The sequence below is a fragment of the Microbacterium sp. PM5 genome, assembly GCF_003293595.1.
In the GTDB taxonomy this organism is placed as follows: domain Bacteria; phylum Actinomycetota; class Actinomycetes; order Actinomycetales; family Microbacteriaceae; genus Microbacterium.
On sequence record NZ_CP022162.1, the window covers coordinates 2,259,990 to 2,283,023 of the forward strand.

Genomic DNA, 23,034 nt, shown 5'->3' on the forward strand with positions numbered 1-23,034 from the left:
TCGGCGGGGCGCTGCGGCGTTCCGGCCCGCCGCGGCTCGACGCCACACGGGTCGGGGAGGTCAGGCGAGGGGCGAATCAGTCGCCATCGACTCCGGCGCTCACGCCGGCGTCGGCATCCGCGGCCGCGCGCTGCTCGGGCGTGAGCCGCCGGCGCTGCGCCTTCGACGGTCGGATCGCCGGCACGTCGCCGACGATCGGCACCGGCGTCCGGTACAGGTGCACGCCGTAGCGCGCGACCAGACCGATGAGCACCATCAGCTTGTTGCGCGGACCGAGCAGGCTCGTGATGTGGACGAAGAGCCACGTCAGCCAGCCGAACGAGCCGGTGAGGGCGACCGTCTTGCGCAGGAGCGGAATCTTCGAGAGGAAGCGCAGACGGTGCAGTCCCGGGAGGTTGGCGATGCCGGGCAGCTCGCCGATGGCCGCGCGTCGGCCGATGATCGCCAGCTGCCCCTTGTCGTAGTACGAGAACGGCTCCGTGGGCTGTCCCGCGATGAGCCGCACGATTTGGCGGGCGACGTGCTCGCCGCCCTGGATCGCGGGCTGGGCGAGCTGGGGGAGGTCCTGTGGAGCGACGGCGACGTCGCCGGCGGCGAACACTCCGTGCAGTCCCTCCACCTGCAGGTCCGCGCCCACGCGGATGCGGTCGCCCTTGTCGAGCGGCAGGCTCCAGTCGCGCACCTCCTCGTGGGGCGCGACGCCGGTCGCCCAGACGGTGAGATCGGAGGGCAGCACGGTGCCGTCCGAGAGCACGACGGCATCCGGTCGCACCTCGTCGACGCCCGCGCCGAGGCGCAGCTCCACGTCGCGGCGCCGCAGCTGCGCCGCCGCGTAGTCGCGCAGCTTCGGCAGGAACGGCTTCAGGATCTCGCTGCGCTGCACCAACGTGATGCGGAACGCGTCACCGTCGAGTTCGGGGTAGGCCGGCTCCAGGCCTTGGTCGCGCAGCTCGGCGAGAGCTCCCGCCATCTCGATGCCCGTGGGGCCTCCGCCGATCACCACGACCGACAGTCCCTTGGTGCGCCCGTCCCGCACGGCCGCTCGCTCGAGCCGGGTGAAGAGGGAGTCGCGGATGGCGATCGCCTGCGAGCGCGAGTACACCGCGAACGAGTTCTCCTTCGCGCCGGGCGTGCCGTGATAGGCCGTGGTGACGCCGTTGGCGACGAGCAGGTAGTCGTACGACATCTCCTGACCGTCGAGCAGGCGCACCGTGCGGCCTTCGGGATCGATCTCCATGAGGTGCTCGTGCACGACATCGAGGTTGGGCTGGCGCACCCGCAGGCTCCGGAGGAAATGGGTCACGTCGCCGGGGTTCAACCCGCCCGTGGCGACCTGGTACAGCAGGGGCTGGAACGTGTTGTACACGCGGCGATCGATGAGCGTCACCCGTACGTCGGCGTGCCGCAGGGCTCGCGCGGCGCTGATCCCGGCGAAACCGCCACCGACGATGACCACGTGCGGCCGCGTGTCGTGCGTCGTGTTCGTCGAGCCGTCGGAAGCCTGGGATGCGGATGCCGTCATAGCCGCAGATTACCGCGACCGCGTGAACCGCCCCTGTCGCACCCCCATGCTTGACACGGTGGGACAATGGGTGCATGAGCTCCTCCGCCGCGCACCGCATCGAGACCGCGCAGGTGCGCCGCAGCCCGCGATACACGGTGTTCCTGCTGGCGGGCGCGGTCCTCGGCATCCTGGCCGCCCTCGTGCTCACGTTCGCCTTCGGAGGCGGCGAGAACGAGAGCGCGACCACCGGCGTCTCGTACTCGACGACGCAGGTCTTCGGGTTCATCTGCCTCTTCGCGATCCCGGTCGGCGTCGCCGTCGGCGGTGTGGTCGCGCTCGTTCTCGACCGCTCGCTGGCCCGTCGCGCCCGTGAGGTGCGCGTCGAGCGCGAGGTCATCACGATCGACGACGCGGAGTAGTCGCGCCGCGCCAGAGCGCCTGTGCTCGACCGGCCGGCGGACGCTGCGACCGGCGGACGCCGTCAGGCGATGTCGGCGATGATCGGCGCGACCGCGGCGTCGAAGGCGGCGATGTCGCCGCGCAGGCCGTCGGTCACCGCGATCGTGAGCGCCCCGATCCACCAGACGCCGCGCTGCGTGAACGGCAGCACTTGGACGTTGAGTTCGAACGAGTGCGCGCGCCGTCCCACGACGCGTTCGTGTTCGGCGATCGCGCTGGCATAGGCGCGGTACGACGCACCCGTACCCAGACGCGACCGATAGCGCTGATGCTCGGCGCGGGCGTAGGCCACGGCATCCGTCCCGTGCGGGGCGATCGCATCGGCGAGCTCGTCGAAGCCCTCGACCGGGAGCGCCACCACCGTCTCGAACCCGTCGATGAGCTCGAGGGGCACGGGAGAGGGATTGGCCTGCGGCTCGACCGTCAGATCCCAGTACGCGCGCCACTGCCGCTCGATCGCCGAACGGTCGTCGTACTCGCTGATCGGTGCGCTGAGGGGAGGGATTCCGCGCAGGTGCGGAAGCTCCTCCGGAAAGCGGATGCCGAGGACCTGGCGCAGATACAGTGCGACGAGCACCGGAAGCGTGGCGTCCTCGCGGACGATCCACTCCGGTGCTTCCGCGGCTGCCATGTCGCCATCCTAGGGACAGCGCTCGGCGCGGCGACAGGGTGCGATCGGCTCCTCTGCGCCGACGGTCCGCGCGTCCCGCCCCTGCCGGTAGGCTGTTCGCGTGGCAGAAGCCCCACAGAATCCCTATTCCGAAGCCGGCGTCGACACCGCGGCGGGAGATCTCGCCGTCGAACTGATGAAGTCGGCTGTTCGTCGCACCCACGGGCCCGAGGTGCTGGGCGGTGTCGGCGGGTTCGCCGGCCTGTTCGACGCCTCGGCGCTGCGGTCCTACGAGAAGCCCCTGCTGGCCACCTCGACCGACGGCGTGGGCACCAAGGTCGCGATCGCGCAGGCGATCGACAAGCACGACACGATCGGCCAGGACCTGGTCGGCATGGTGGTCGACGACATCGTGGTGGTGGGCGCGAAGCCCCTGTTCATGACGGACTACATCGCGTGCGGCAAGGTCTTCCCCGAGCGCATCGCCGACATCGTTCGCGGCATCGCCTCCGGCTGCGAGCAGACCGGCACGGCGCTCGTCGGCGGCGAGACTGCCGAGCACCCGGGCCTGCTCGGCGTCAACGACTACGACGTCGCCGGAGCGGCCACCGGCGTCGTGGATGCCGGCGACGTGCTCGGCGCCGACCGCGTGCGCGCCGGCGACGTCGTGCTGGCCCTGGCCTCCAGCGGAGCGCACTCGAACGGCTACTCGCTCATCCGCCACATCGTCGCGGGCAAGGGCATCAGCTACGGCGCCCCGGCCGCCGACTTCGGTCGGACGTGGGGTGAGGAGCTCCTCGAGCCCACGCGCCTGTACACGCTGCCGCTGCTGAACGTGCTCACGGCGCTGCCCGGCGCCGTGCACGCGCTCAGCCACGTGACCGGTGGCGGTATCGCCGCGAACCTCGCTCGCGTGCTGCCGCCGCAGGCGTGGGTCGAGGTCGACCGTTCGACGTGGTCGCCCAGCCCCGTGTTCCGCGTGCTCGCCGATCTCGGCGGGCTGCGTCTGGAAGACACCGAGGGCACGTGGAACCTCGGCATCGGTTTCGTCGCTGTCGTCGCGCCCGAGAAGGCGGATGCCGCGGCATCCCTCCTGTCGGACGCCGGTATCGCGACCTGGCAGGTGGGCGTCGTCCAGGAGGGCGCGCGTCCCGAGGGCCATTTCGAGCAGGGCGCCAAGGGCGTGGACGGCGGAGCCGTGCGCCTCGTCGGCGCGTATTCATCAGCCGTCTAGGTTCATCGGCCGCCGAGGTGCACCACCGCCCCGGCGCAGAAACGGATTGAGCAACACCACATGTGCGGAATCGTCGGCGTTGTCGGACAGGGCCCGGTCAATCAGGACATCTACGACTCGCTGCTGCTGCTGCAGCATCGCGGTCAGGACTCGACGGGTATCGCGACGGCGGAGACCAGCGGCGTCTTCCATCTGTTCAAGGCCAAGGGTCAGGTGCGCGAGGCGTTTCGCACCCGCGACATGCGCGCCCTCCTGGGCAACATCGGCCTCGGCCACGTCCGCTACGCCACGAAGGGCACCGCGTCGAGCGAGGAAGAGGCCCAGCCCTTCTACGTCAACGCGCCCTACGGCATCGTGCTGGTGCACAACGGCAACCTCACCAACACGCGTGAGCTGACCCAGGAGCTCTTCAGCAAAGACCGCCGTCACCTCAACACGAGCTCCGACACCGAGCTGCTCGTCAACGTGCTCGCCAACGAGCTGCAGTCCTCCATCTCCGGCCTCGAACTCGACCCGGCGCAGGTGTTCCAGGCGGTCACCCGGGTGCACGAGCGCGTCGAAGGCTCGTACGCGACCATCGCGCTCATCGCCGGTTACGGCCTGCTCGCATTCCGCGACCCCTTCGGCATCCGCCCCCTCATCCTCGGCACGCGTCCCGCGGTGGATGCCGAGGGCGCCCCGACGGGTCGCTACGAGTGGATCGTCGCCTCCGAATCGCTGGTGCTGGAAAACGGCGGCTTCGAGGTCGTCCGTGACGTCGAGCCGGGCGAGGCCGTCTTCATCGACGTGGACGGGCGCCTGCACACCCAGCAGTGCGCGACGAACCCGCAGCTGGTCCCGTGCTCGTTCGAATACGTCTACCTGGCGCGACCGGACTCGATCATGAACGGCATCTCGGTGTACGAGGCGCGCCTGCGGATGGGTGAGCGCCTGGCCGACACGATCGCCAAGTACACCCCCGCCGGCACGATCGACGTCGTCATGCCGATCCCCGACAGCTCGCGCCCGGCGGCCATGCAGGTGGCGCGCAAGCTCGGCATCGAGTACCGCGAGGGCTTCTACAAGAACCGTTACGTCGGCCGCACGTTCATCATGCCCGGCCAGGCGGTGCGCAAGAAGAGCGTGCGTCAGAAGCTGAACGCCATGTCGAGCGAGTTCAAGGGCAAGAACGTGCTGCTCATCGACGACTCGATCGTGCGCGGGACGACCTCCAAGGAGATCATCCAGATGGCTCGGGATGCCGGCGCCAAGACGGTGACGTTCGCCTCGGCCGCCCCGCCCGTGCGCTTCCCGCACGTGTACGGCATCAACATGCCCTCGCGTCACGAGCTCGTCGCGCACGGCCGCACGATCCCCGAGATCGCCGAAGAGCTCGGTGCGGACTACATGGTCTATCAGGAGATCGACGACCTCAAGGCCGCGATCCTCGAAGGTTCGCCCGACGTCGACGACCTCGACATGAGCTGCTTCGACGGGCGCTACATCACCGGCACCGTGTCGGAGGAGTACCTCGCCTGGGTCGAAGGCACGCAGGAGAGCTGACCCTTCCCCGCGCGCCCTAGGCTGGATCGGGTGACCCATCCCCGCCCGCGCTCCCTCTGGCGGGGACGCCTCCTCGCGCTGGTGGGCGTCGTGCTCGTTGCCTTCTCCCTGCGTTCGGCCGTCGCCGCGCTGTCGCCGATCATCTCGGAGGTGCAGGCCGACTTCGCCGTGCCGACGTGGGTGGTGGGTCTCATCGGCACCGCGCCGCCGGTCTGCTTCGCCGTCTTCGGCATCGTGACCCCGATCCTCGAACGCCGGTTCGGGCTGGAGCGGCTCGCGGCGGCATCCATGCTCATCGTCACGGCCGCCCTCCTCGCGCGCGCTCTCGCGACGGACGCGGCCACGCTGCTGCTGGCGACGACGGTCCTGTTCGCGGCGGTGGGCGTGGGCAACGTGGTGCTGCCGCCACTGATCAAGACATACTTCCCCGACCGCGTGGGCACGATGACCGCGCTGTACTCCGCGCTTCTCGCGATGGCCGCGTTCGTGCCACCGTTGGTGGCCGTGCCCGTCGCGGATGCCGCGGGGTGGCGGTTCTCGCTGGGCATGTGGGCGATCCTCGCGCTTCTGGCGGTCGCGCCCTGGGTGACGCTCGTGGTGCGCGCGAACGTCGCCCGCACGCAGGCTCCCGCCGCGGTGGATCTCGACGCCCCGGCGCCCGGCGTGTTGGGACGCCTGCCGCGGCTGTCGCTCGCGTGGGCGCTGGCCGGGACGTTCGGCATCTCTGCGGCGAGCGTCTATGCGTGCTTCGCCTGGCTGCCGGTCATCCTCGTCGACGTCGCCGGAGTCTCGCACGCCGAGGCCGGCGCGCTGCTGTCGCTGTTCGGCGCGATGGGACTGCCGTGGTCGATCATCGTGCCGATCCTGATCACACGGTGGCGCCGGGTCGGCGTCGTCTACGCCGCCGCGTTGATCGCGGGGCTGGCGGGTGTGGCCGGAATGCTGCTCGCGCCTGCGACGGCCACGATCCTCTGGGTCGTGCTGCTCGGCACCCCGCAGGCGTTGTTCCCGGCGGTGCTGGTGCTCATCCAGCTGCGCTCGCGCACCCACGAGGGCGCCGTCGCGCTCAGCGGCTTCGCGCAGAGCGTCGGGTACGGCATCGCCGCGCTGTTCCCGCTGATGTTCGCGGTCGTCCACGAGGCGACCGGACAGTGGCAGCCGGTGCTCGTGGTCTTCGGCCTGCTGTTCCTCGCGACGATTCCGACCGGCCTCGTCGTCACGCGGCCGCGCACGATCGAGGACGAGTGGGAACGTCGCCACGGCGCGTGGTGAGTGGACGTGCGTGAGGGCGACCTTTCCGCCACGATGGTCGCGTGGATGAGCATGACGCGTCACCGAAGGGACGTGCCCCCGCCGAGCGACGGGCGCTGAGGGCGCACCCGGCGCTCGTGCTGGCGACGGTCTGCGGCGCGCTCGCGCTGGTGTCCATCGACGTGACCATCCTCCACGTCGTCGCGCCGACCATCGCCCGCGACCTGGGCGCCACCGACACCGAGCTGCTGTGGATCATCGACATCTTCCCGTTCGTCATCTCGCCCCTGCTGCTGTCGGCGGGCGTCATGAGCGATCGGTACGGGCGGCGCGCGTTCCTGGTCGGCGGGCTCGTCGTCTTCGCGCTCGCGTCGGCGGCCGCGGCCTTCGCCTCCAGCCCGCAGCTGCTCATCGCGGCGAGGGCCGCGATGGCCGTCGGCGCCGCAGGGGTTCTCCCCTCGACGATGTCGCTGCTTCGCGTCGCCTACCCCGATCGGGACAAGCGCGTGCGCGCCGTCGCGATCTGGTCGATGTCGTCCGCCGCCGCGGCGGCGGCGGGACCCGTGATCGGCGGCTTCGTCGTCGAGCACAGCACGTGGGGTGTGGTGTTCCTCATCAACCTGCCGCTGTGCGCGCTCGTCATCATCGCGGCGGCGGCGTTCGTTCCGGAGTCGCGCTCCACGCGGCCGGGCAGCACCGACCTCGTCAGCCAGGGGCTCGCGATCGGAGCGGTGCTGGCGGCGGCCGTGGCGATCAACAGTCTGGCCGAACACCATGTCGAACTCGTCCTCGGCGGACTGGTCGTCGCGGCCGGGTTGGGCGCGCTCTTCGTCCGGCGACAGCGCGCGATGGTTCGTGAGCGACGGACGCCGATGCTCGATGTCGCACTCTTTCGCAATCGCGCGTTCTCCAGTGCGCTGATCGCGGTCGCGCTGGCGATGTTCGCCATCGTCGGCCTCGAACTGCAGTTCGCGAGATACCTACAGCTGGGGCGCGGCTTCGAACCCCTGGATGCCGCGATCGCGCTGATCCCGCTCGCGTTGGCCACCCTGGTGGGCGCCTTCCTCTCACCGTGGTTCCTGCGGCTCCTCGGTCATCGCGCGGCGATCTCGACCGCCCTCATCGCCGCGGGGGCGGCGCTGGCGGCGGTCGCGTTCGCGCCCGACCCCGTGCACCTGGCCGTCTTCGCCGTCGCGACCGGACTGGCAGGGCTGACCATCGAGATCGCCGCGGTCGGGGCGAACGATCTGATCGTGTCGTCGGCTGGCCTGCACGAAGTGGGCGGAGCGGCCGCGCTGGAGGAGATCTCCTACGACCTGGGCGGCGGCTTCGGCACCGCCGTGCTCGGCGCGATCGCCGTGTCGGCGGCGTCGGTGACGGAGGGCTTCCACGCCGCGGTCAGCGCCTCGGCGGTGATCCTGGCGGTCGCCGGGGTCGCGATGATCCTCACCCTGCGTCCCGCGCGAGCAGCCGCAGCGGGGCCGCGGCACTGATCACGGCGCCGACGGATCACATCACCCACACGACGGCGCCGGCCGAGGCCGCCGGAAGAGCGTCAGGCTGTCTCCAGCTCGTCCTCGTCGTCGGCGTACTGGTCGGCCCACTTGTCGACGTACGGGTCTTCCTCGTGGTGTCCGAGCTCCTTTTCGAGCGCGGAGTAGTTCACGTTGTAGGTGTCGTACTTCAGCTCGCGAGCGATCTTGGTGTGCTTCGCTTTCTGACGGCCACGCCCCATGCGAGACCCCCTCATTTCTGAGTCACGGACGATGCGAGTTTTCCCGCATTTCGTCCGGCGCATTCACGATGCGATTGACGATCCGGCTTCCTGCCGGGAAGAGTAGCATTCAGAATAACACGGTGCCCCCGGCGCCTCGCGGTGCGGGGGAGGACGGGGAAGGTCGCATGGCCGAAACAGACGAGAGTCCGGTTCCTCAGCGGGCGGTGATCGTCGGCGTCATTCCTGACCAGCCGGCTCGCGTTCTCAAAGAAGCAGCCCGGTACGCGAAGCTCTTCTCGGCGCCCTTGATCGTCGCCCACGTCGACGTCACGCGCTTCGTCACGTACGAGGATCCGGACGGCTATATGCACACCGCGCCGATCGACATCGACCTCGCCATCGGGGAGGCGCAGCTGAGCGCGGTCGAGGGCGTCGCGGCATCCGCGCTGGACGGCTCGGGTGTCGAGTGGAGCGTCACCCAGCTCGTCGGCGACCCGGCTCTGGCGATCAAGCACCTCGCCGAGAAGGCGCAGGCGCGCCTGATCGTCGTCGGTACCCGCCGCCGCGGGTTCGGAGAGTCGATCCGCGAGTTCTTCACGGGCTCGGTCGCCGCCCGTCTGGCGCACCGTCAGTCGCGCCCCATCCTCGTCGTCCCCCTGGAAGACCCCGTCGGCGACGACGAGGACCTCTGGCCCGCGTCGTAGCCCCTCCCCCCCTCCCCGCGAGCCGCTACGAACTCGCCGAGCCGCCATCTTTTGACACGCCGGAAGGCGGCGGATCGGCGGAAAGATAGCGGCTCGGCGGAGAAGGCGAGAGCGGACGGGCCCGTGCGTCAGCGGAGTGCGCGGGTCAGGGCGGCCAGGGTGTCGTCCAGCGCGCGCGACAGGTCGTCGACGGCGTCGGCCGCGAGTTGTCCGCCGTGCGCCAGATGCGTGCGCAGATCCGCGCGCACGGTGGCGCGGAATTCGCTCACGATCGCCTCGGCCCGCCTCATCTGCTCTCGCGACGAATGCCGCGCCTCGTCCCCCCCCGACGCGGATGCCGAGGCGCGTGCGCCGGTGCGGTCACGGTCGGCGTTGTCTCGTTCCGACTGCGCCGAAGCGGCGAGATCGGCGCGGAGGCTCTTCATCGCCTCGCGGACGCTGCCGCGGACCTCGTCGGCGATCAGCCGTACGCTGTCGGCAAGCCCCGCCTCGATCCCCTCGAGCTCGTGGGCGCGAGCGGCCACCTCGGCGCGCCCCGCCTCGGTGATCGCGTACACGGTCTTGCGGCCGTCCACGGTCTTGGTGACCAGGCCCTCCTCCTCGAGCTTCGACAGCCGGGGATAGATGGTGCCGGCGCTGGGCGTATAGGTTCCGCCGGTGCGATCGGACAGCGCCTGCATCAAGTCGTACCCGTGGCGCGGCGACTCGTCGAGCAGGTTCAGCAGGTAGAGGCGCAGATCGCCGTGCGAGAAGACGGGAGGCATGCTCAGTTCTCCTCGGCGGTCGCGGATGCCGCGGCATCCGGAGCGGCCGGCGAGCGGCGCAGCACCGTGACGTCGCCCGAGACCGAATTGGCGCGCACGTCGGCGAAGCTGCCGCTGAGCTCCCCGACGGAGTCGACGTAGTTCGAGGGCCCAGAGCTCGAGCGCTTGACGCCGTCGACCATGAGCCGCCCGCTGACGCTGCGCAGCACGAAGTTGGCCGGGTGGCCCTCGTCGAGACGCACGGTCGCGTCGCCGGACACGGTGTTGAGGCTGACCAGGTCGACCCGATCGGTCGAGTCGACGAGCATGCCGCCCGAGACGGTGTCGATCGTCGCTTTGCGGATGCTGCCGGTGGCCGCCACATCGCCGGACACCGAGTTGGCGCTGAGTGCGCCGTCGAGGCCGCGGATCTGCACGTCGCCCGAGACGGCGTTGACCGAGAGGTCGCCGGTGAGGCCGTCGACGATGATGTCGCCGGAGACGGTGTTCAGGCGCGCGCCCGAGGCGAGGCCCGACACGAGCGCGCTCGCGGAGACGACGCCGAGGGTCAGCAGGATGCCGCGGGGGACCGCGACGCTGATCTCCGCCTTGGGGCCGCCGGAGCCGAAGTTGCGGAACACCTCGAGGAAATTGTCCCAGCGCAGCTGCGGATGGTCGATCTCCACCACGTCGCCGGAGGCCTCGATGCGGAGGTCCTTGATGGTGACGGCGTGCACTTCGATGCGCACGCCGGGCTCGTCGTGCGCGACGACGTCGATCTGGCCGCCGACGAGGCCCACCTTCAGCTTGCGGATGTCTTCGAGGTCGATCACCCGGGTCTCGCCCGGCCTGATGAGCCACTTCTCCAGAGTCATCTGTTTCTCCTGACGTGAGGCGATTCGAGATATATCGCGTTATCCGAGAGTAACACGATATATCTCGAATCGCCAGCGTGTTCGTCCGACTTCCCGGTTGGTCCGTCCCTTCTTGCCGGCGGCGAGCGGCGTCAGCAACGAGACGGACCGGACGAACGGAGCGGGACGAGGCCCCCACAACGCGGACGCGCCGGCCCACCGTGAGGTGAGCCGGCGCGTTGTCCGGTTGTGCGACGTCGCTACGCGCGACCGCCGCGAACGAGTCGCAGCAGGAACGCGATGATCGCGATCACGGCGACGATCAGGGCGACCCACAGCAGCCAGTTCAGGGCGGCGTTCATGCCGCCGACGATGGCGAGCACGATCGCGACGACGATGATGATGATCAGAGCGAGATTCATGTGATTGCTCCATTCTCGGGGGACTCCATGACCCCCTGAAACTAGTCCCGTTCCGCGGGGGAGGCACCCCCCTTGCCGCGGCCTTCGCACCTGCGGTAGGGCGGTTATATGCCACAGAACAGCACACCTCCTTCGCTGAAGGATCCCGAGCTCTACGAGGAGCTGCGCAAGGACGGCGCGTCGAAGCAGAAGGCGGCGCGCATCTCCAACGCCGCCGCGCGGGACGGCCGGAAGGCCGTCGGGCGACGAGGTGGCGAGTCCGGCTCGTACGAGGACTGGACGGTGGCCGAGTTGCGCGCTCGCGCGAAGGAACTCGGCATCCGCGGGTACTCCGGTGCGCGCAAGGCGGAGCTCATCGACATGCTTCGAGACTCCTGACGTGCCGCGCCTGCGCCGCGTCCGCCCCGGACGCGACCTCGGCTACCGGCGCCTGCGCTCCGGTTCGGGATTCCGCTACGTGGATGCCGACGGCGCCGCCCTCCCTGCCGCGGAGCGCGAACGCGTGGTCGCGCTCGTCATCCCCCCGGCGTGGAACGACGTGTGGATCTGCGCCGCCGCGAACGGCCACATCCAGGCCACCGGCGTCGACGAGGCCGGACGGATGCAGTACCTCTACCACCCGGAGTGGTCGACCACCCGCGACAAGGGCAAGTACGCGCGGGCGCTGCAGCTCGCCGAGAGCCTGCCGCGCGCCCGCGGGCGCATCACCGCGTCGCTGCGCCGCGACGACCTCGACCGCGAGCGGGTGCTCGCGACCGCGTTTCGCCTGCTCGACCAGGCGGCCCCGCGAGTGGGCAGCGAGCGGTACTTCACCGCGCACGGCAGTCGGGGGCTCACCACGCTGCAGCGGCGGGATGCCGCGGTCAGCGGTACCGTCACGAGCCTGCGCTTTCCGGGCAAGAGCGGCAAGCGGCAGAGCCTCGACGTGGACGACGAAGACCTCGCCGTCGTCGTCGAGATGCTCGCTGCGGGTCGGCCGGCTGCACCTCTTCTGGCGTACGCGCGCGGTCGCCGGCGCGTTGCCCTGACCCCCCGGGACGTCAATGTGTACGTCCGCACCATGACCGGCGGCAGCTTCACCGCGAAGGATTTCCGCACGCTGCGCGGCACCATCCTCGCGGCCGACGCGCTGGCGCGCATCGGGACCACCACCACGAAAGCCGATCGCAAACGCGCCGAGGTGCTCGCCGTCAAGGCGGCGGCCGCGGCCCTGGGCAACACGCCGACGGTGGCCAAGAGCTCGTACATCGATCCCCGCGTGTTCGCGCGGTATCGACGCGGTGAACTGCTGGACACGACGGTTTCGCCGGAATCGGCGATCCGTGCGCTGCTGGGTCCGTGAGGCGACGCTAGTCTGCGGACGTGACTCGTCCCCGCTGGTTCTCGCCGGTCGCCCTCGTGCTGGTGATCCTCGGCGGCATGATCGGCGTCGCGATCCGCGCGGCCGTGGTGGTGCCCCTGGGGGCGGTGAACCCGCATCCGCTGGTCGTGCCGGCCGTCACGCTCGTCATCAACCTGCTGGGTTCGCTGCTGCTGGGCGTCATCGTGGGCTGGTTCGCCGATCGGCATCCGCGCGCTCGACTCTTCCTCGGGACGGGAGTCATGGGCGGGTTCACGACGTACAGCGCGTTCGCCGTGCAGACCCTCTCGACCTCGAGCGCGTCGCCCTACATCGGCATCATCCTCGTCGTGGTCTCGCTGTTCGGCGGCGTCTTCGCCGCCGTGGTGGGACTGGCGGCCGGGCGGCGCATCGCCGACCGTCCCGGCGAGGTCGAGCGTCCGGAGGATGCCGAGTGAACCCGGTCGAGATGGCGGCACTCGTCGTCGGCGGAGGACTGGGCGCCGGTGCGCGCTACCTGATGGATGCCGCGATCATGCGCGGGCGATCGGGTGCGTTCCCGATCGGCATCCTTCTCGTGAACGTGCTCGGATCGTTCCTGCTGGGCCTCGTCACCGGTCTCGGGCCGAACGTGGCGCCGGCATGGGCGAGCATTCTCGGCGTGGGCGTACTGGGGGGCTTCACGACGTTCAGCACGGTGTCCACGGAGACGGCGCTGCTGGCGGAGCGGGGTCGCCGTGACTGGGCCTGGGTCAATCTCATCGGCACGCTCGTGCTCTCCCTGATCGCCGCCGCCGCCGGCCTCGTCATCGGGGAGCTCTTCCCGCGCTGAGCGTCGACGCCCGTGGGTGCCGAGCGTCCGGATTCTCGGGTTATCCCCCGGCTTCCGTCGCCGCCCGCCGTCTGTCCGCGTGCGAGAATGAGGCGGATACACGCGTGTATCGGTTTTTCGTCCGCGCCTTCCGACAGCAAGGGTTTTCCGTGTCGCATCTCGCCGTCCTGAGCTTGAAGAACCGGGCGCTGATCGCCCTGATCACGATCGTCGCGGCGATCTTCGGCGGCCTCGCCCTCACGAGCCTCAAGCAGGAGCTCATCCCCTCGGTCGAGTTCCCCCAGCTGTCGATCCTGTCGACGTACCCCGGCGCTTCCCCCGATGTGGTCAACAACGACGTATCGACGCCCATCGAGACCGCGATCCAGGGCATTCCGGGACTCGAGTCCACGACGGCGACGAGCACCACGAACGCCTCGATCATCCAGGCGTCGTTCACCTACGGAACCGACTTGGCGACCGCGGAGCAGAAGATCCTGCAGGCGATCAACCGCATCAAGTCGACGCTGCCCACCGGTGTCGAACCCAACGTGGTCTCCTTCTCGATCGACGATCTGCCCGTCATCGCCCTCGCCGTCACCGGATACGGCGATGAGAAGACGATCCAGGCCCAACTGCAGGCCAGCACGATCCCCGACCTCGAAGACGTCAAGGGCGTCAGCGCCGCCACGATCGTGGGCGGCCAGGGCCAGCGGGTCACGATCACCCCTGATCAGGCGAAGCTCGCTGCCGCCGGCTTCACCCAGACGGCACTGACAGACGCCCTCAAGCAGAACGGCGTGCTCTTCCCGGGTGGCACGGTCACCGAGGGCGACCAGACGCTCACGGTGCAGACCGGCAGCAAGCTCACCTCGGTCGACCAGATCTCGGCGCTGCCGCTCGTGCCCACCTCGGCGGCCCAGTTCGAGGGGGCGGCCAAGAACGGTCCCCTGAAGATCGGCGATGTGGCCACCGTGGCGCTCGCGCAAGACCCCGTGACCTCGATCTCGCGCGTGAACGGCGAGCCCGCGCTCACCATCTCCATCACCAAGCTGCCCTCCGCCAACACCGTCGACGTCAGCCGAGCGGTCACGGCCCTGCTGCCGAAGCTGCAGAGCGACATCGGCGGCGACGCGAGCTTCAGCGTCGTCTTCGACCAGGCGCCCTACATCGAGCAGTCGATCGAGTCGCTGGCACAGGAGGGTCTGCTGGGCCTCGTCTTCGCGGTGCTCGTGATCCTCGTCTTCCTGCTGTCGGTGCGCTCGACGCTGGTGACCGCGATCTCCATCCCGACGAGCGTCCTCATCACCTTCGTCGGCATCCAGGCCTTCGGCTACTCGCTGAACATCCTGACGCTGGGCGCGCTCACGATCGCGATCGGCCGCGTCGTCGACGACTCCATCGTCGTCATCGAGAACATCAAACGCCACTACGTCGAGGGTGCCGAAAAGCTCTCGTCGATCCTGCTGGCGGTTCGCGAGGTCGCCGCCGCGATCACGGCGTCGACCATCACCACCGTCGCGGTGTTCCTGCCGATCGCGTTCGTGGGCGATGTCACCGGCGAGCTGTTCCGGCCCTTCGCCATGACCGTGACGATCGCGATGGCGGCGTCGCTGTTCGTCGCGCTGACGATCGTTCCCGTGCTCGCCTACTGGTTCCTGCGCCCCGGAAAGCCCGTGCGCGATGCCGAGGGCGACCCGATCGACCCGGAAGACCCCGCCGCGCCCCCGTCCAGGCTGCAGCGTGCGTACCTGCCGATTCTCGGCTGGACCCTGAAGCACTCGTGGGTGACCTTGTTGGTCGCCGTGCTCGTGCTCGGCGGCACGATCGCCGCGGCCCCGTTCATGAAGACCAACTTCCTCGGCGACAGCGGACAGAACACCTTCACCGTCACGCAGCAGGTCGGCCAGGCCCCCAGCCTCGACGCCGAGGATGCCGCCGCGAAGAAGGTCGAGACCGCGCTGAAGGGCGTCACCGGCATCACCACGGTGCAGACCTCGATCGGATCGAGCGGATCCGCCGTGCGCGATGCGTTCCGCGGGGGCAGCACCGGCATCACCTACTCGGTGACCACCGACACATCAGCCGATCAGGTGACCGTGCGCAACGACGTGGAGAAGGCGCTCGCCGACCTCACCGACGTCGGCACCGTCACCGTCTCGTCCGGCCAGGGCGGCTTCGGCTCCACGGATGTCGAGGTCGACGTGACCGCGCCGTCGGGCGACGCGCTGCAGAAGGCGACCGATGCCGTGGTGGCGGCGCTGCAGGGCAAGGCCGGCATCGGACAGATCACGTCCAACCTGTCGGCATCCCTGCCCTACATCGCGGTGACGGTCGATCGCGCGAAGGCCGCGCAGCTCGGGCTGTCGGAGGTCGCCGTCGGCGGCCTCGTCTCGAACACGATGCAGCCGAGCCAGATCGGCTCCGTCGAGATCGACGGCACCGCCCTCACCGTCTACCTGCAGGCGGCGTCCGTGCCGAAGACGATCGACGAACTCAAGGGGCTGCAGGTCGCCTCGGCGAGCGGGCTCGTGCGCCTCGATCAGGTCGCGACGGTCGAGCAGAGCCAGGGACCGACCTCCATCACGACCCAGCGTGGTCAGCGGACGGCGACGGTCACCGTGTCGCCCTCGACCGACGACCTGAACACCGCCTCCGCAAGCGTCCGCACGGCGCTGACCGGCCTGGACCTGCCGACCGGTGCGGCCGCGAAGGTCGGCGGTGTGGTGACGCAGCAGTCCGACGCGTTCGGCCAGTTGGGTCTCGCGATGCTGGCGGCCATCCTCATCGTCTACATCGTGATGGTCGCGACGTTCAAGTCGCTGCGTCAGCCGCTGCTGTTGCTGGTGTCGGTGCCGTTCGCCGCCACCGGCGCGATCCTCCTGCAGATCGCGACCGGCGTGCCGCTCGGCGTCGCGTCGCTGATCGGCGTGCTGATGCTCATCGGCATCGTCGTCACGAATGCGATCGTGCTCGTCGACCTCGTCAATCAATACCGCGCCAAGGGTCTGAGCGCGCACGATGCGACCGTCGCCGGTGGATCGCGACGTCTTCGTCCGATTCTGATGACGGCGCTGGCGACGATCTTCGCGCTCACGCCGATGGCGCTCGGCATCACCGGCCACGGCGGCTTCATCTCGCAGCCGCTCGCGATCGTCGTCATCGGCGGTCTCATCTCCTCGACGGTGCTGACCCTGCTCGTCCTGCCCACGCTCTACAACCTGGTGGAGGGCGCCCGCGAGCGACGGGCGGCCCGGCGGGCCGGTGGCGGCGACGACGGGACGGACGTGGATGCCGTGGCCTCCGCGGACGGGTCCGCCGCTCTGCACCCCCGGCGGTCGCGTCGTCGATAGGCTCGGCCGCATGCGACGAAACGTTCTGTCGGCAACGATCGCGGCGCTGGCTCTCGCGGGTGCACTCAGCGGTTGCGCCGCCGGCGTTGCGCCCGATGCCGTTGCCATGACCGCTTCGCCAGACTCAACCTCCAGCGCGAGCGCCGTGCCTCCATCGCCCTCGGGGTCGGCGTCGGGGTCGGGGCCGTCGTCGCCGCCGGCGAGCGCGGTGCTCGTCTTTCCGCGGTGCGAGGACTTCATCCCGATCTCTGTCCTGCAGAAGTACTTCTCGGCGGACGCCGTCGCGTACGCGGATCCTGGCTGGACCCTTGAACAGCGGCTTCCCGGCCCGCTGGCGCGCGCTGCCGTCACGAAGGCGGAGCGAGCCAGCCAGTGCGCCTGGGGCGTGCGAGGGGGTTCGGACGGTGGCGTCCAGGCGGGTCTGCTCGAGCTTCCGACCGACGTGCGTGACGAGCTGATCACCGCGTTGCGCAGCAGCGCGGACTACACCGAAGCGGCGATCGACGGTGCCACTGTCTTCACCGCTCACGTGGCGGGTGAGATCGCTGATGGCGCGGTCGGCTACGCCTTCGAGGGGAACACGTGGATCGCGGTCGTCGGCAACAGCAAGGAAGCGGCCATGCTTTCCGGGTACCTTCCCGCCGCCCTTGCGGCCCTTCACGCCGCGAACGCGCGATGAGGCAGAGAACGTCGCGGTAGGCGCTTCCTGACCGGCACTCTCACAGGTGGACCGGGTACAGTGGTGTCGTCGGCTCTGGACACCGCGCTGAGGCGCGGGTGGGTTTGTGAGTCCAAGGGGCCGATGGTGAGCGTCGATCGACGCGCATGACCATCACTGTTGAATGGCCCCCGGACCACCGGGTTGCCCGCCGCCCCGATCCGTCCGGCCTCCTGGTCGCTCCGGCTCTCGCTGCGCGGCGGCGCTGTTCTCGCGCGAGAAAACCCAGGAAGAACACCATGCCCAAGAGCAAGAAGCCGGCCGGCGGCCGCGCCCAGAACTTCGAGCCGCGTTACGGCGCGAAGACCAGTTACCAGGACGCCAAGCGTCGCCCCGGACAGTCCTCCGCGGGCAAGCCCGGCAGTAAGAGCCCGAGCCACCGCGGCTACCGTCCGGCCGAGGCCGCGGAGTCGGGTGCTGCGCCGAAGCAGCGCTGGAGCGCCCAGGAGCGGGCCGGACGCGACGAGGCTCGCGGCATCCGCTCGCGCGCCAACGGCGAGCGCCCGCGTCGTGATGACCGCGACGGCTTCCGCCCCGCGCGCGACGANCGTCCGGCTCGTTCGTTCGAGGATCGCCCGCGTCGTGACGAGCGCGGTGGCTATGGCCGCAACTCCGCAGATTCCACGCGCGGCGGTCGCGATGGCGCGCGTGCGCCGCGCGAAGGCCGCGACTTCCGAGACGCGGAACGTCCCCGTCGCGACGACCGTCCGGCTCGTTCGTTCGACGACCGTCCGGCTCGTTCGTTCGACGACCGCGGACGCCACTCCTCCACCTCGCGCTCGGATCGACGCGAGCGCCCTGATTTCGCCGCGCGAGATGCGGATCGGAGGAGTTACGACCGTCCGCGCCGCGACGACCGCCCGGTTCGCACCGGCGGCAACCGTTCCGACTGGAACTCCGACGCAAAGGATGCCGCGGCGCGCAAGGCCTATGAGGAGCACGCCGATGTCGTGCACGAGAAGCTGCAGGCGCAGGCCGTGCAGGCCGAAGAGGTCGCGGACGTGAGCTTCGCGAGCCTCGGTCTCGGTGACAACATCGTGCGGACCCTCGCCGAGCTCGGCGCCGCGGCCCCGTTCCCCATCCAGGCCGCCACGATCGCGCCGATCCTCGCGGGCAAGGACGTGCTCGCCCGCGGCCGCACCGGTTCGGGCAAGACCATCGCATTCGGCGCGCCGCTCGTCGAGGCGGTGCTGCGCAGCCAGGCCGGCAAGCGTCGCGCGTTCGGCCGCAGCCCGAGGGCCCTGATCCTCGCCCCGACACGCGAGCTCGCGCTGCAGATCGACCGCACCATCCAGCCGATCGCCCGCAGCGTCGGCCTCTTCACCACGCAGATCTACGGCGGCGTGCCCGCCGGGCGCCAGGTCGGGGCGCTGAAGAAGGGCGTCGACATCATCATCGGCACTCCCGGACGCATCGAAGACCTGCAGAACCAGGGCAAGCTCGACCTCTCCGAGGTCGGCATCGTCGTGCTCGACGAAGCCGATCACATGAGCGAGCTCGGCTTCCTCGAGCCGATGCAGCGGATCCTCCGGCTCGTTGACCCCGACGCGCAGAAGCTGCTCTTCTCGGCGACCCTCGACCGCGAGGTCGCGGCCCTCGTCGATGAGTTCCTCGTCGACCCCGCCGTCTACGAGGTCGCCGGCGAAGACCAGGACTCCGGCACGATCGACCACCGCGTGCTCGTCATCGACCACCGCGACAAGGCGGAGATCCTCACCTCGCTCGTCGACCGCGCCGGCAAGACCCTCGTGTTCGCCCGCACCCGGGCCTACGCCGAGATGCTCGCCGAGCAGTTCGACGACGCCGGCATCCACGCCGTCGCCCTCCACGGCGACCTGAACCAGGCCAAGCGCACGCGCAACCTCGAGCGCCTCACGTCCGGTCGGGTCAGCGTGCTCGTCGCCACCGATGTCGCCGCGCGCGGCATCCACGTCGACGACATCGACCTCGTCGTCCAGGCCGACGCCCCCGACGAGTACAAGACGTACCTGCACCGGTCGGGTCGAACGGGCCGTGCCGGTCGTGTCGGAACGGTCGTGACTCTCATCCCTCGCCAGCGCCGCCGTCGCATGACGGAGATGCTCGAGCGCGCCGAGATCGACGCGCCGTTCGAGGACGCCCGTCCGGGCGACGACGTGCTCGAGGAGATCTCAGGGCGTCAGGCAGCGCACGTCGACCGCTGAGTTCGACGCGCTCTCGAGTCGGCGGGGGCCGCGGTGTTCGCGCCGCGGCCCCCGCCGACTCCCTGTCAGAACAGCATCGCGGGGGCGGATGCCGCGACCGACGATGATGCCGCTGCCCGCGCGGTCGTCCGCACCGGACCCGGTCGCGCCGGCCGTGTCTCGACCTCGTCCTCCGGACCACCGGTGAGACGGTGCCGTCGCAGCAGCGGATGCACGCGGGCCGCCAGCCACTTCCGGTACCCGACCGGCGCGTAGACCGTCGCGCCGGGGTAGAGCCCTCGGTAAGCGGGCACGAGCTCCGGATGCTCGCGTTCCAGCCACTGCCAGAACCACTCCCGGGCGCCGGGACGCAGGTGCAGTGCCCCGAAGACGACGCGCACGGCGCCGGATGCCGCGATGCGCGCAAGCGTGTCGTCGAGCACCGCCACGGAGTCGGTCAGGTGCGGCACGATCGGCATCAGGAACACCGTCACGGCGAATCCGGCTTCGGTCGCCGCCCGCACGGTGTCCAGGCGTGCCTGGAACGTCGGTGCACCGGCCTCGAGTGTCTGCCGCAGCCGCTCGTCGGGCATGGCGATCGACATCGCGAGGTGGACGGGCACGCGACGCCGCGCCTGCGCGAGCACCGGCAGGTCGCGGCGAAACAGCGTGCCCTTGGTGAGCACCGAGAACGGCGTTCGGCTCGCCGCGAGGGCATCGATGATCTCGGGCATGAGCCGATAACGCCCCTCGGCGCGCTGATACGGGTCGGTGTTGGTGCCGAGCGCCACCGGCTGCCGCTGCCACGACGGCGCGGCCAGTTCGCGGCGTAGGACCTCGGCCACGTTGACCTTCACGACGATCTGCTCGTCGAAATCGCGCCCGGCGTCGAGGTCGAGGTAGGTGTGGGTGCCCCGTGCGAAACAGTACGAGCAGGCGTGGCTGCAGCCACGGTACGGGTTCACCGTCCAGTCGAACGGCATCGCGGATGCCGAGGGCACATGATTCAACGCCGACTTGGCCGCCACCTCGTGGAAGGTCATCCCGGCGAACTCCGGGGTCGTGACGGTGCGGACCAGGCCGTCGAGGCGCTCCATGCCGGGCAAGGCAGCGGCATCCGCTGCATCGATACTCTGTCCACGCCACCGCATGTCGTACATTCGAACAGAGATACGACAAATGTGCAACGGGCAGGTGTCGCACGGGCTCGGCGTGCAGAATAGGCGGGTGCCGCACCCCGAGCAGCCGACCAGTCGCCGCGCCGCGCGCGCCGCTGCCCCGCGCCCGCGGGCGCGCCGAGAGTGGCTCGCGAAGGTGCCGCTGCGCGTGCGATGGACGGCGTTCGCGATCGTCTTCTGGGCCGTTGCGGCCGTCGTCGGCATCTCGGCCTTCTCGCTCAGCGGCGCGCGCGGCCCGAGTGGCGCCGCGACCACAGCGAGCGCGGTGGCCGCCGTCGCTCTGCCGAGCGGAGCCGACGCGACGGCGCCGCCGGCCACGGGTCTGCCGGTACCCGCACAGACCGGCGTTGCGGCGCTGTGCGACGACCCCGCCGTGGTCGCAGCGCTCGCCGCGGGGCAGGACGAGGACGTCATCGCCGCCTTCGGTGGCGGTGCGGCCTTCCGCGACGCCGTCGTCGCCGGCTCCGCACCCTGCATCGATCTCGGCGACCCGCATCGGCTCTGGATCGTCGTCGACAAGAAGCGGCCCCTGAACCCGCTGGATGTCGAGCCCACGGAGCTGGTCGCGCCCGCCGACATGCAGCGCACGGTCGACGGCAGGCTGCAGCCCGCGGCGGCGCAGGCGCTGACGGCTCTCGTCGCCGCCGCCGCTCAGGAGGGCGTCGGGGCGATCGGCCTCAACAGCGCCTACCGATCGTTCGCGTCCCAGACGCGCACCTACAACGGGTACGTGAACTCGCTCGGTCGCGACGTCGCCGATCAGCAGAGCGCCCGCCCCGGCTTCAGCGAGCACCAGACGGGACTCGCCACCGATGTCGCAGCCTGCGACGGCGGCTGCGGTGCCATCGAAGCGTTCGGTGGTACGCGCCAAGGCGCCTGGGTCGCCGCGAACGCCTGGCGATTCGGTTTCGTCGTCCGTTACGAAGAGGGCTACACCTCCATCACCGGTTACGAGGCCGAGCCCTGGCACCTGCGTTACATCGGCCCCGCGCTGGCGAAGGCCTACCGCGACGGCGGTTTCCACACTCTCGAGGACTTCTTCGGTCTGCCGGCGGCGCCGGACTACTGATTGTCGACCGCCACGCCCGTGGTGAAACCCAGTACCATGGTTGCTGGGATGCGATGCCACCGGCATCCGGGATTCCTCCCGCGGCATCCGGCAGATTCCACACTCGACGACGAGAGGACGGGCGCACCATGGAGCGCGAGATCTACGACGAGGACCACGAGGCGTTCCGCGACGTCGTGAAGGAGTTCCTCAAGCGCTTCGCCACCGAAGAGAAGCGCAAGCAGTGGGAGGCGGACGGTGAGATCGACCGCGCGACCATGCTCGCTGCCGGCGAAGCCGGCATCATCGGTTTGAGCGTGCCCGAGGAGTTCGGTGGCGCCGGCATGCTGCAGGACTATCGATTCCGCTCGATCGTCCTGGAGGAGACCATCGGAGCCGGGCAGGGCTCGCTCGCCGGTGCCTTCGGCATCCAGGACGACCTCGCCGTGCCGTACATCGTGCACATGGGAACGCAGGAGCAGAAGGAGAAGTGGCTGCCCGGCATGGCGACGGGCGAGATCCTCGGCGCGCTCGCGATGACGGAGCCCGGCGCCGGAAGCGACCTGCGCGGCATCAAGACGACCGCGAAGAAGGTCGACGGCGGCTATCTCGTCAACGGCGCGAAGACGTTCATCTCCTCGGGGAAGACCGCCGACATGGTGGTCACGTTCGTGAAGACCGGCGAGGGCAACCGGCCGGATGCCTTCAGCCTGCTCATCCTCGAAGACGGCATGGAGGGTTTCGACCACAGCAAGAAGCTCGAGAAGATGGGCTTCCACGGGTGGGACACCGCGGAGCTCAGCTTCACCGACGTGTTCGTCCCGGAAGCGAACCTCATCGGCGGCAAGGAGGGCATGGGGTTCATCCAGCTCATGATGAACCTGCCGCTCGAGCGTCTGTCGATCGGTGTCGCGGCTGCGGCTGCGGGCGAGGCCGCGTTCGTGTGGACCCGCGACTACGTGCTCAGCCGGGAGGCGTTCGGTGAGCGGATCGCCGACTTCCAGAACACGCGGTTCCTGCTCGCCGACATGGCGACCACGGTCGACGTCATGTGGACCTACAACGATCGCGCGATGATGCTCTACAAGGACAAGAAGCTCACGGCCGAAGAGGCGGCGAAGGTTAAGTTCTGGTCGACCGATCGTGAAGCGGAGCTGCTCGACATCGGCGTTCAGCTGCACGGAGGCTACGGCTACATCACCGAGTACCCGATCGCGCGCGCCTACCTCGACGCCCGCGTGCACCGCATCTACGGCGGCACGAACGAGATCATGCGCGACATCGTGTCGCGACAGATCGTCGGCAAGCGCTGATCCGCCCCCGCGCGCTGATCCGCCCGCGCGCGCTGATCTGCCCGCGCGCGCTCCCGCGGCATCCCTCCTCGT

Annotated in this window: 22 protein-coding genes; 15 read left to right on the top strand and 7 right to left on the bottom strand. The window is 69.9% G+C overall.

Features of this window, described 5'->3' with window-relative positions:
* Nucleotides 1–76: 76 nt before the first annotated feature.
* Entirely contained in the window at nt 77–1,456 is a 1,380-nt protein-coding gene (locus CEP17_RS10895; protein WP_112932954.1) for an NAD(P)/FAD-dependent oxidoreductase, read from the bottom strand.
* 140 nt (nt 1,457–1,596) lie between these two features.
* Between CEP17_RS10895 and CEP17_RS10900 the strand changes: the two genes are divergently transcribed.
* On the top strand, nt 1,597–1,923 hold the full coding sequence (locus CEP17_RS10900; protein WP_036319227.1) for a hypothetical protein: 327 nt from the start codon (nt 1,597–1,599) through the stop codon (nt 1,921–1,923).
* Between the two features lie 62 nt (nt 1,924–1,985).
* Here CEP17_RS10900 and CEP17_RS10905 read toward each other — a convergent pair whose 3' ends face one another.
* Entirely contained in the window at nt 1,986–2,594 is a 609-nt protein-coding gene (locus tag CEP17_RS10905; protein WP_036319224.1) for a hypothetical protein, read from the bottom strand.
* Between the two features lie 100 nt (nt 2,595–2,694).
* Between CEP17_RS10905 and purM the strand changes: the two genes are divergently transcribed.
* The 4 genes from purM to CEP17_RS10925 are packed head-to-tail and all read left to right on the top strand — an operon-like array spanning nt 2,695 to nt 8,093.
* On the top strand, nt 2,695–3,807 hold the full coding sequence (purM, locus tag CEP17_RS10910) for a phosphoribosylformylglycinamidine cyclo-ligase (protein ID WP_112932248.1): 1,113 nt from the start codon (nt 2,695–2,697) through the stop codon (nt 3,805–3,807).
* A gap of 60 nt (nt 3,808–3,867) precedes the next feature.
* Nucleotides 3,868–5,349 (top strand): amidophosphoribosyltransferase, encoded by a 1,482-nt coding sequence (purF, locus tag CEP17_RS10915; protein ID WP_112932249.1) that lies wholly within the window; start codon nt 3,868–3,870, stop codon nt 5,347–5,349.
* Between the two features lie 30 nt (nt 5,350–5,379).
* On the top strand, nt 5,380–6,621 hold the full coding sequence (locus tag CEP17_RS10920; RefSeq protein ID WP_112932250.1) for an MFS transporter: 1,242 nt from the start codon (nt 5,380–5,382) through the stop codon (nt 6,619–6,621).
* Nucleotides 6,622–6,662: 41 nt separating this feature from the next.
* Nucleotides 6,663–8,093, top strand: a complete 1,431-nt coding sequence (locus tag CEP17_RS10925) for an MFS transporter (RefSeq protein ID WP_112932251.1) — start codon at nt 6,663–6,665, stop codon at nt 8,091–8,093.
* A gap of 62 nt (nt 8,094–8,155) precedes the next feature.
* Here the strand turns inward: CEP17_RS10925 and CEP17_RS10930 are convergent, their stop codons facing one another.
* A complete protein-coding gene (locus tag CEP17_RS10930) occupies nt 8,156–8,335 on the bottom strand; it encodes a DUF3073 domain-containing protein (RefSeq protein ID WP_005054410.1) in 180 nt (59 codons plus the stop codon).
* A gap of 167 nt (nt 8,336–8,502) precedes the next feature.
* On the opposite strand from CEP17_RS10930, the gene CEP17_RS10935 reads away from it, so the two are divergent.
* A complete protein-coding gene (locus CEP17_RS10935; RefSeq protein ID WP_112932252.1) occupies nt 8,503–9,021 on the top strand; it encodes a universal stress protein in 519 nt (172 codons plus the stop codon).
* A 128-nt stretch (nt 9,022–9,149) separates the two neighbouring features.
* Here the strand turns inward: CEP17_RS10935 and CEP17_RS10940 are convergent, their stop codons facing one another.
* The 3 genes from CEP17_RS10940 to CEP17_RS15190 all read right to left on the bottom strand — a co-directional run bounded on the left by CEP17_RS10940 (nt 9,150) and on the right by CEP17_RS15190 (nt 11,040).
* Nucleotides 9,150–9,785, bottom strand: coding sequence for a PadR family transcriptional regulator (locus CEP17_RS10940; protein ID WP_112932253.1), 636 nt, complete (start codon nt 9,783–9,785; stop codon nt 9,150–9,152).
* Nucleotides 9,786–9,787: 2 nt separating this feature from the next.
* Nucleotides 9,788–10,639: a DUF4097 family beta strand repeat-containing protein gene (locus CEP17_RS10945; protein WP_112932254.1), complete on the bottom strand. Its 852-nt coding sequence runs from the start codon at nt 10,637–10,639 to the stop codon at nt 9,788–9,790.
* A 239-nt stretch (nt 10,640–10,878) separates the two neighbouring features.
* Nucleotides 10,879–11,040 (bottom strand): hypothetical protein, encoded by a 162-nt coding sequence (locus CEP17_RS15190; protein ID WP_005054418.1) that lies wholly within the window; start codon nt 11,038–11,040, stop codon nt 10,879–10,881.
* Between the two features lie 108 nt (nt 11,041–11,148).
* Here CEP17_RS15190 and CEP17_RS10950 point away from each other — a divergent pair, with 108 nt between their 5' ends.
* The 7 genes from CEP17_RS10950 to CEP17_RS10980 all read left to right on the top strand — a co-directional run bounded on the left by CEP17_RS10950 (nt 11,149) and on the right by CEP17_RS10980 (nt 19,444).
* The gene (locus tag CEP17_RS10950) at nt 11,149–11,418 is read left to right on the top strand and encodes a Rho termination factor N-terminal domain-containing protein (protein WP_112932255.1); all 270 of its coding nucleotides are present in this window, start codon (nt 11,149–11,151) and stop codon (nt 11,416–11,418) included.
* 1 nt (nt 11,419) lies between these two features.
* On the top strand, nt 11,420–12,382 hold the full coding sequence (locus CEP17_RS10955) for a DNA topoisomerase IB (RefSeq protein ID WP_112932256.1): 963 nt from the start codon (nt 11,420–11,422) through the stop codon (nt 12,380–12,382).
* Nucleotides 12,383–12,402: 20 nt separating this feature from the next.
* On the top strand, nt 12,403–12,837 hold the full coding sequence (locus CEP17_RS10960; RefSeq protein ID WP_239498511.1) for a CrcB family protein: 435 nt from the start codon (nt 12,403–12,405) through the stop codon (nt 12,835–12,837).
* Nucleotides 12,834–13,211 carry a fluoride efflux transporter CrcB gene (gene crcB / locus CEP17_RS10965; protein WP_036319175.1) on the top strand — a complete coding sequence of 126 codons (378 nt, stop codon included), beginning with the start codon at nt 12,834–12,836 and terminating at the stop codon, nt 13,209–13,211. Before CEP17_RS10960 ends, crcB begins: the two co-directional genes overlap by 4 nt.
* Before the next feature lie 149 nt (nt 13,212–13,360).
* On the top strand, nt 13,361–16,543 hold the full coding sequence (locus CEP17_RS10970; protein WP_112932257.1) for an efflux RND transporter permease subunit: 3,183 nt from the start codon (nt 13,361–13,363) through the stop codon (nt 16,541–16,543).
* A 10-nt stretch (nt 16,544–16,553) separates the two neighbouring features.
* Nucleotides 16,554–17,222, top strand: coding sequence for a hypothetical protein (locus CEP17_RS10975; protein ID WP_112932258.1), 669 nt, complete (start codon nt 16,554–16,556; stop codon nt 17,220–17,222).
* A 278-nt stretch (nt 17,223–17,500) separates the two neighbouring features.
* Nucleotides 17,501–19,444: a DEAD/DEAH box helicase gene (locus CEP17_RS10980; RefSeq protein ID WP_112932259.1), complete on the top strand. Its 1,944-nt coding sequence runs from the start codon at nt 17,501–17,503 to the stop codon at nt 19,442–19,444.
* A gap of 65 nt (nt 19,445–19,509) precedes the next feature.
* Here CEP17_RS10980 and CEP17_RS10985 read toward each other — a convergent pair whose 3' ends face one another.
* The gene (locus CEP17_RS10985; protein ID WP_162722440.1) at nt 19,510–20,574 is read right to left on the bottom strand and encodes an Rv2578c family radical SAM protein; all 1,065 of its coding nucleotides are present in this window, start codon (nt 20,572–20,574) and stop codon (nt 19,510–19,512) included.
* Between the two features lie 76 nt (nt 20,575–20,650).
* Here CEP17_RS10985 and CEP17_RS10990 point away from each other — a divergent pair, with 76 nt between their 5' ends.
* Together CEP17_RS10990 and CEP17_RS10995 are read left to right on the top strand one after the other, a co-directional pair.
* Nucleotides 20,651–21,670, top strand: coding sequence for a M15 family metallopeptidase (locus tag CEP17_RS10990; protein WP_239498512.1), 1,020 nt, complete (start codon nt 20,651–20,653; stop codon nt 21,668–21,670).
* Nucleotides 21,671–21,798: 128 nt separating this feature from the next.
* Complete coding sequence (locus CEP17_RS10995; protein ID WP_036319164.1) at nt 21,799–22,962, top strand: acyl-CoA dehydrogenase family protein; 1,164 nt, start codon at nt 21,799–21,801, stop codon at nt 22,960–22,962.
* The last annotated feature ends 72 nt before the right edge of the window (nt 22,963–23,034 follow it).